8 protein-coding genes are annotated in these 7,916 nt (G+C 65.0%); 7 read left to right on the forward strand and 1 reads right to left on the reverse strand.

The features are described from left to right. Nucleotides 1–39: 39 nt before the first annotated feature. From HQN59_RS23385 to HQN59_RS23405, 5 genes are all read left to right on the forward strand, one after another. Entirely contained in the window at nucleotides 40–1,710 is a 1,671-nt protein-coding gene (locus tag HQN59_RS23385) for a phosphoadenosine phosphosulfate reductase domain-containing protein (RefSeq protein ID WP_176071556.1), read from the forward strand. Between the two features lie 199 nt (nucleotides 1,711–1,909). Further along, nucleotides 1,910–2,233, forward strand: a complete 324-nt coding sequence (locus HQN59_RS23390) for a DUF7688 family protein (protein ID WP_176071557.1) — start codon at nucleotides 1,910–1,912, stop codon at nucleotides 2,231–2,233. After that, complete coding sequence (locus HQN59_RS26935; RefSeq protein ID WP_176071558.1) at nucleotides 2,230–2,880, forward strand: uracil-DNA glycosylase family protein; 651 nt, start codon at nucleotides 2,230–2,232, stop codon at nucleotides 2,878–2,880. Before HQN59_RS23390 ends, HQN59_RS26935 begins: the two co-directional genes overlap by 4 nt. Nucleotides 2,881–3,210: 330 nt before the next feature. Further along, the gene (locus HQN59_RS23400) at nucleotides 3,211–3,921 is read left to right on the forward strand and encodes a DUF7694 domain-containing protein (RefSeq protein ID WP_176071559.1); all 711 of its coding nucleotides are present in this window, start codon (nucleotides 3,211–3,213) and stop codon (nucleotides 3,919–3,921) included. Continuing rightward, nucleotides 3,921–4,910, forward strand: coding sequence for a deazapurine DNA modification protein DpdA family protein (locus HQN59_RS23405; RefSeq protein ID WP_176071560.1), 990 nt, complete (start codon nucleotides 3,921–3,923; stop codon nucleotides 4,908–4,910). Before HQN59_RS23400 ends, HQN59_RS23405 begins: the two co-directional genes overlap by 1 nt. Nucleotides 4,911–4,937: 27 nt before the next feature. Here the strand turns inward: HQN59_RS23405 and HQN59_RS23410 are convergent, their stop codons facing one another. After that, nucleotides 4,938–5,564 carry a hypothetical protein gene (locus tag HQN59_RS23410; RefSeq protein WP_176071561.1) on the reverse strand — a complete coding sequence of 209 codons (627 nt, stop codon included), beginning with the start codon at nucleotides 5,562–5,564 and terminating at the stop codon, nucleotides 4,938–4,940. 224 nt (nucleotides 5,565–5,788) lie between these two features. On the opposite strand from HQN59_RS23410, the gene HQN59_RS23415 reads away from it, so the two are divergent. After that, nucleotides 5,789–5,986, forward strand: a complete 198-nt coding sequence (locus HQN59_RS23415; protein WP_176071562.1) for a hypothetical protein — start codon at nucleotides 5,789–5,791, stop codon at nucleotides 5,984–5,986. A 204-nt stretch (nucleotides 5,987–6,190) separates the two neighbouring features. Then, nucleotides 6,191–7,861, forward strand: coding sequence for a Druantia anti-phage system protein DruA (locus HQN59_RS23420; RefSeq protein ID WP_176071563.1), 1,671 nt, complete (start codon nucleotides 6,191–6,193; stop codon nucleotides 7,859–7,861). Nucleotides 7,862–7,916 lie beyond the last annotated feature (55 nt).

Below are 7,916 nucleotides of genomic sequence, written 5' to 3' on the forward strand. Positions count from 1 at the left end.
CGAACCCGCGCGCGATCCTGGTGTTCACCAGGAGAGCGCATGCAGCAGCTGATCGATCTTCGCAACGAGACGCCCGAGGCCATCGCGCTTCAGGCGATCGGTGGGTTCATGGATGCCGGCCGGCCGGCCGTCGTGTTGTTCAGCGGGGGCAAGGACTCTTCGGTGTTGCTCAACCTCGCGTTGACCGCTGCCCTCGAGCAGGTGCGCCACGGCCGCAGGCCCCTGGTGGTCATTGCCCACAGCGACGTGGGCGTCGAGAACCCGGAGATCCAGCGCCTGGTGACCAGGGAGATTGCCAAGGCGAGCCGGTTCGCGCGCGAGCACGGGGTCAGGGCGGTGGTCAGGGTCGCGAAGCCGGCCTTCTGGGACTCGTTTCCCGTGCGAGTGATCGGCGGCCGAGCGCTGCCGACGTTCCCGGACTCTCGGCGGGACTGCCAGACCGACCTGAAGCGGCTGCCCAACGAGCGCGAACTGGCCCTGATCGAGCGGGAGCTTCTGGCCAAGGGCTGGCAGAAGCCGGTGCTCATGACCGGCGTGCGGCGCGACGAGTCGGTCGTGCGCGGGGCAGCCGTGAAGGGGCGGGGGGAGAAGGCGGTCACGCTCTGGACGGACAAAGAGGGCCGGCTTCGACTCAGCCCGCTGCTGGAGTGGGCAGTGGACGATGTCTGGCAGTACCTCGGCTTGGCCAACGCGGGTGTGATCCCGTCGTACAGCCGCTTCGAGGAGACGATGCAGACCTACCAGGCCGCCGGCGGCAGCAGTTGCGTGGTGGTGGCCGATGCCGAAATGCAGAAGCACTCGAAGCCCTGCTCGAGCCGGTTCGGCTGCTGGGTGTGCACCGCGGTCCGCGAGGACAAGTCGCTGAGGCAGATGATCGAGACGGACCGCGACCGCTACGGGTACATGGCGCCGCTCGCGGCGTTGAGGGACTTCATCGCGTACACGCAGTACGACTGGTCGCGCCGGCAGTACGTCGGGCGCAGCATCGTCAAGGGCTTCATCGAGGTCGGCGCCGACACCTATTCGCCTTCGATGCTGGCCGACCTGCTGCGCTACACCCTGAGCGCACAGAAGCTCTCGGGCGTGCCGATCATCAGCGCCGCCCAGCTGATTGCGATCGATGCCCGCTGGTCCCAGTACGCCATCGCCGAGCCCTTCGCCGCGCTGCGCATCTGGAAGCAGGTCGAGGAGGGCGCGATCTGGACGCCACCCGCCATGCGTGCCCATCCCAAGACCGCTGTCCCCAAGCTGGGAAAGATCTTCGTGGGCGACTGGAACGACGACGTCACCTCTGCGCTGGAAGTCACCGGGTTGCGCAACCCAGCCTGGGAGGATTTCGCGGAGACCTGTGGACCGGGGCTGCGAACGCTGGCCAGCGGCCGGACCGTGATCGACGTGGAAGGCGAGAGCGAGATTGACGAGGAGGGCGCCTGGCTGTTCCTCGACTTCGAGCTCGAACGCATGCTGCGTGACCGGTCCACGACTTCGGGCTACTGGACTGCCGGCTACGAGACCTACCTGTCGTTCGGGCTGGTGCAGCCGGCCCGGGGCCACTCGGCTCGGGTCGACGAGATCCTGCGCCGGTCCCAGTGGCGGCAGCGACACGGACTGCATGGCGAGCCGGCGCTGACCACCTTGCGGGAGCGCCTGTCGGTGCGCTATCCGAGCCAAGGCGACCTGTTCGAGGAACTCCTGGAGGCTGCTGCCTGAAGGCGCCAACCGGCCGGGTGCACCCGGCCGGCGGCCCCCATTCGTGGGCCTACTTCCAAGGGCCGCCAGGCCGGGGTTTGAAGGGCGCTCGTCCCTGAGGCTTGCAGAGAGCAGGCAGGGGCACCGCAACGGGTGCATCCGCCTGGGCGCTTGAACATAGGCGCCCGCGCGGGAGACTTGTCTCAAAGGAGAAGCCGTCATGATCGAATACAAGTCGCAGCTGGTGGGTCGGCACGCCTACACGCACGAGATCCGCGACAACACGGGCGAGTGGATCTGGCTCGGCGACGAGGCGAGCATCACGGTGATCTTCCGGAATCTGTCGGGACAGAACTTCGCCGGCCGGCCGGCGACCGCGTACGCCGACTACATGGTGTGGATGCGCCACTTCACCGCGCAGTCCTGGCCCGGGCGCCAAGACCCGCTCGCCGCGGGCCAGACAATCGAGCTCGCGCAGATCAATGGTGAGTCGATCGCGCGACACACGTTCGGATCGCAGACAGTACAGGGAGGGGCAGGGTGAACGCAAAGCGGCTCGTGGAAGCGTTGGTCGGCAACCTACCGACGGCGACGCCGGGCCTGTTCAACCCATGGGCGGATGTCTGCGCGGACGACCTTTCGACGAATGGCCCGGATGCCAAGAGAGCGCGGCTGGAGCAACACCTGGATTGCGAAGCCGAGTTCATCCTGTGCGGCGAGGCGGCCGGTTGGCAGGGCATGCGCCATACCGGCTTGGCGTTCACCAGCGAGCGGCATGTGATGCAGGGGACAGTACCCCGGCTAGGAGGTGCCACGGCGCGGCTCACGACGCGAGACAAGCCGTTCACCGAGCCTTCGGCCACGCTGGTCTGGCGCTCGCTGCATGCGCTGGGCATCGCGGATCGGGTGGTCATGTGGAACGCCTTGCCGATGCATCCCTTCATGGTCGGCGCGCCGCGGACGAATCGCACCCCCACTGACACTGAGCTGGCGCACGGACAGCGTCCGCTCCAGGCACTGCTGGCCGCCTACCCGCGCGCCACAGTCATCGCTGTTGGCAAGAAGGCCGCCGAGCAGTTGACGCGCCTGGGCGTGGCGCCCGCGGCGGCGATCCGGCATCCGGCCAATGGCGGTGCAGTCGCATTCGCGCAGGGCATGGAAGGATGCGTGACGGCCCGTCGAGCAAGATGAGCGCAACGAGCAACTCCCCGTCGGCAGCGAGCGGCGCGGGGTATCTGCTTCTCGGCGACTTGCCGCGAGGCCACCCTCTGCGTCGGCAGCCGCTTGGACCGATGGGCGCTCAGTGCAGGAACCTGCACTCGAAAGAGTGGCGTGACGTGGCACGTTGGCGCATCGCGAGCTGCGCGTTCGACGACCTCGGTGAGTCCTGGACGGTGACGAGCGAGTTCCGAGTTCGCGCAGGCTGAGTACAGCGCTTCCACCTCCCGCCGGTGGGACTTGAAGGGGGCGAGGTCGGCGAGATCCTGAAGGTCCATTCACCAGGACCATCAGGCATCTCGCATGGACGACCTCGACATAGGCACTGCTCTGAGTGCCATCACCGCGCTGCGAGCCCAGGGCTACAGCGTGCGACGAACTCCCGGCCCGCAGCAGCGCGAGCACAGCTTTGCGTTCGTGCTTCACAAGCCGGGTATGGCGCGGGCCCTGGTAGGTCCACCTCGGTCGAGCGTGTTCGCGGCCTGGGCCAGCGCGCTGGACCACGCTGAGCAGGCTGATGGGCAGCCGCCCACCTCGAAACCGGCGCCGTTCTTCACGGCGGAACTTCCCGCCGCCGCGCTCGACGTCTCCGTCATCGCCAGCCGCTTCGGTGTGGACATCGCGACGGCCGAGCGCCAGGTGCAGCAGCTGCGGCAGCAATCAATCTTCCTCAGCGCGACGCATCAGGTGAACGTGCAACTGATCCGGGAGCCGTTCGGGAAAGACCTCGGCGACGTTGCGTGGCTGTCCATCAAGCGCCGCGATCGCGAGGTGGTCCGCGACTGGCGGGAACTGCAGGCGATCAAGAACGCCATCGTCGGGCCGGAGCACGAGGGTTTCGAGCTCTACCCGGCGGAGTCCCGGTTGGTCGATACCGCGAACCAGTTCCATCTGTTCGTCTTCATGGACCGGCGGGTTCGCATGCCGGTTGGGTTCGTCGAGCGGGAGGTGGCCGGTACCGCTGAGGCGAGCGCAGTCGGTGCGACGCAGCGAGAGCTTCCGGAGCGCGCGTGATGTTGCTGGACGTCATTGAGGCGCCCGTCCCTCAGGCGCCAGCCGGTGCCCGCGGCCGGGTAGGACCGATCCTGCGCGTCGGCATTCCGACCACCGGCGGAAAGATCCTCAGGGCGGCAAGAGATGCGGGCTACAGCGTGCTGTTCAGCACCAATGCGTTCATGGTGCGCAACAAGGACGGCGAGGTGGTCAGCGTGCGTCGGCCGGATCCCGTCCAGTTCGCGGGCCTGGACGCCGCGTTGGACAGCGCCGGCTTCGTCGCAATGGCCCGCTACCGTGGTTTTCCGTGGAGCGTCAGCCAGTACCTGGACCTGGTGGAGAGCTGGCCGTGGACCTGGTACGCCAGCTGGGACCAGTGTGTCGAGCCCGAGATCGCCTCCTCCAAGATCGACGTCTATTTCCGATTGGCCGAGACCTGCCGGCTCCTGTCGGAAGTGCGATCGCAGGCACGAGACCGCGGACTGCCCGATCCGATGCCGGTCATCCAGGGCTGGGAGGTGGATCACTACCGCTGGAGCCTGGAACACCTGCCGCTGGCCTCGTGGCCGAAGCTGCTGGGCGTGGGCTCGATGTGCCGACGGCGAGTCCATGGGCCGAGCGGCATCCTGACGATCGTCGAGGCGCTTGACCGCGAACTGACTCCGGGTGTCGGCCTTCACCTTTTCGGCGTGAAGGGAGACGCGCTGCGCTTCCTCAGCGACCATCCGCGAATCGCGAGCGTCGACTCCATGGCCTGGGACTTCGCGGCCCGCCGGCAGTTTCCCGTTGGAAGAACGGCGGACAAGCGCATCGACGTGATGCACGACTGGGTTCGCAGGAACGCATCCCAGCTCGAGCTGCCGAAGACGCCATACGACCTTCCGCTCTTCGATGAGTCAAGCGAAGAGGCGTCGCAGGAACTGCAGGAGTGGCTGGAACTGGTGGTGGACAACCAGACCGACGCAGTCAGTGCCTGGCACCACTGCATGCGGACCTGGGTTGGCGGGTAGCTCCGGTGACGCCGGGCTGGCGAGGCCTCACGGCCGGAGGCGGAAGTCGAGGACCCAGTGGCCGCACCGTCCTGCAACGCACTGCTGGCCGATGTGCTGGACCTCCGCAGGGCCGGTGGCGCACTCCATCGCGCGATGGTCGCCGACGACTCTGATCGCATGGGCGCGGGCCGCCGCGGCGTTTGCCGAGTTTGCAGCCGTTTGCTGGCAGCCGATCGGCACCGGCTCGCATTGCGAGTTCTGCGTGCACGACTGCCAGTCCGACGGAAATCGCGCTCGAGCATCGTCCACGCGCTGGAAGCGGCCGAAATCGGAAGACCTGGCGGACCTTGCGTCGGCTTGTAGCAGGACCGATGGTTGGCTCGTGGCGGGACCCGCAAAGAGCCACCGCTGGCCGACAGCGAAGGAGACCGAGCAGGTTGAGGGCGGCAGCGCGTCGATGGTGGCCGAGGAGCCGGGCGAGCCGTTGATCGCGTGATGAACAGTGAAGGTGACCCGAAGGCCAGTGATTGCGGTGACCGTCCCGACGAATGCGATCGGCGCGTCGACCAATCGCTGCCTATACGGACGCAGGTCCTGGGGAGTTGTGCAGGCAAGCGCCGGTGCTGTCCACAGCGGGACAAGGGATGCGAGGAGCAGCAGGGGGATGCGCATCGAGGCCTCCAGCAGAAGTTCGGGCGAACTTTCGCAAGAACAGCCGCCGTCGTCCAACTGAAACGCCGGCTGTACCCTTGGGCTCTGACGGTGATGGGGCGGCCTCGTGGACACGGCGGCACGGTTCAGCCGGTGGTCCGTGAAGGCCCCTTCCGGAGTCAAGCGGGGCAAGCTTGTAAAGCGATGTACTATACGGCACGACCTGACCTTGAAAAGGAGTCACGGTGGAGTCAAAGCGCATACCGGTCAGCTTTCGGGTGACGCCACAGTTCAAACGGGCACTCGAACTCGCGGCCCAACGGGAGCAGCGGTCGCAGACCAACCTTGTCGAGAAACTCCTGTTCGACTTCTGTAGGAAGTCCGGCATCGCCGTGGATGCAGTGCCGGCGCCCACCGACGTGAAAAAGCGGGTGAAGGCGTAGTTGTTAACAGTCCTAGGACTCAGCCTCTTGAGTCATTTGGATAGACGCGCGGTCCTGCATGCTGGTTGAGGCGAACGAGCGAAAGTGCCCGAATGCAGCCTGAACGCTGCCGTTAGCAGATCGACTGAGAAACGAAGAACCTTGGCAGTTTCAATCACATCCCCGGAGGCTCCTGAGGCCGTCGAAAAGGCATCGCCAATCGTCATGGGTGAGGACTGGCGGCTTTTCAAGCCGTGCTTCGACGACGATGGAACGACCTACGCCACGCTCTGCGGCATTGCGAACCTGCCGCGAGAGGCCGCAATTGCGGAACTGTCGAGGTTCTCGCAGGACATCAAGGACGAAACTGTCAACAGCCTCAAGGCCAAAGTGTCTTCAACGCTGCTCCGTGACCTGCTCAACATGGGGTGGGATGTACGCGCCAGCATGCATCACATCTACGTGCGGCCCGGGCAGCCGTTAGACCCTGCTGAACGCAAATCACTGATCAGACAACAGCTGCTGTTCGGGCGGAACGATCAACTGTGCGAAGAATCGAATCGTCGCTTCCTCTTCGGCGTAGAGCGACCCTCGAAGTATTCGTCGTGCAAGCCCATGACCGACCTGATCGCGGACGGGCGACGCTTGGCCGAACAATTGAGGCCGGTGGCCGCCGCGCCCAAGGAAGAGCGGCCGGAACTGCTCGCACGCATCTGCCAGCCGTACCTCCAGTTGGTCAGTGAGGAGCGGGACGAGTTCACCAATCAACGTCTGATCGACATCTGGCGCTACTTCCGGCATAGCTGGAGTACGAGGTACCGGTCAAGTCCTGGGCGGAACCTCTTCTATCTCGTACGCGACGCCGCACAACCCAATCATCCAGTGATGGGCATTGCGGGCCTAGGCAACACCGTGATGCAGCTCACGCCGCGCGACGCGGAACTGGGCTGGACGCTCAGTGGCCTGCTAGACGCATGCTCCCGTGGTGTGGTGTCCGAGACCGAAGTGCTTCGTGCCTTCCGGTTACGCTTAGAGGACGATTTTGAGCAGATCTATAGGGAGGACCTCCCTGTCGATCGCCGTATCGACCACAGCGTCGACGACGAGACTGTCGCGAAAAAGTTCGAGGAACTGACACCGCAACGACTGCAGGAACTAACGAAGACGCCTCTTTACCGGGCAAAACGAGCACGAGCTGCGCGGGAGATATTGCGCGCGTACCGAACGATTGCCACCTGGCCCTGCGGACTTCACGACCTTGCCGCAACTGATCATGGGGCCTGGGCACTGAACACCGTGCTCAAGCAACTGAAGAAGCGCCACTCTGCCACCAGCATGATGGAACTGACGGTATGCGGGGCCGTTGCACCCTACAACCATCTGCTCGCCGGAAAACTGGTCTGCCTGATGATGGCAAGCCCAAGGGTGGTCAACGACTACACGGACCGATACGGTGGAATGGTCAGTGTCATTGCCAGCCAGATGGCTGGACGCCCGATCACCAAGGAGCCGCATCTGGCCTTCCTCGGGACCACCAGCCTCTACACCGATCGCTCGTCACAGTACAACCGAGTCAAGCTGCCATACGGAAAGGTCGAAGGTCAGCGAGCCGAAATTGAGTTTCGCCAGATCGGACGCACGGAGGGATTTGGCTCACCCAACTTGTCCGTCGAGACCGAGCAAGGGTTGGCCCAGATAGCGGAGGTGGTTAGCGGTTTTCGAAACGTCAATTTCGTCTTCGGTGAGGGGCAAAGCCCAAAACTCCGACTGCTTCGCGAAGGGTTTGCGGCGCTGGGCCTCAATCAAACGAATCTGCTGCAGCATGGCTCACAGAGCCGGCCGCGCAAATCTGAACACGGCGTAAAGTGGACTGGCTGCTCCGATGGGCGAGGATAGAGCCCGAGATTCAGGAGCAGAGAACATGAGCAGAAGACCACGGCGCAACCACTCG

The organism is Rhizobacter koreensis (genome assembly GCF_013366375.1).
Taxonomy (GTDB): Bacteria; Pseudomonadota; Gammaproteobacteria; order Burkholderiales; family Burkholderiaceae_C; genus Schlegelella_A; species Schlegelella_A koreensis.

What these genes read in the sequence shown, in the direction of transcription:
- HQN59_RS23385 (WP_176071556.1), top strand. Translation starts at nt 40, where the DNA reads ATGCAGCAGCTGATCGATCTTCGCAACGAGACGCCCGAGGCCATCGCG.
- HQN59_RS23390 (WP_176071557.1), top strand. Translation starts at nt 1,910, where the DNA reads ATGATCGAATACAAGTCGCAGCTGGTGGGTCGGCACGCCTACACGCAC.
- HQN59_RS23400 (WP_176071559.1), top strand. Translation starts at nt 3,211, where the DNA reads ATGGACGACCTCGACATAGGCACTGCTCTGAGTGCCATCACCGCGCTG.
- HQN59_RS23405 (WP_176071560.1), top strand. Translation starts at nt 3,921, where the DNA reads ATGTTGCTGGACGTCATTGAGGCGCCCGTCCCTCAGGCGCCAGCCGGT.
- HQN59_RS23410 (WP_176071561.1), bottom strand. Translation starts at nt 5,564, where the DNA reads ATGCGCATCCCCCTGCTGCTCCTCGCATCCCTTGTCCCGCTGTGGACA.
- HQN59_RS23420 (WP_176071563.1), top strand. Translation starts at nt 6,191, where the DNA reads ATGGGTGAGGACTGGCGGCTTTTCAAGCCGTGCTTCGACGACGATGGA.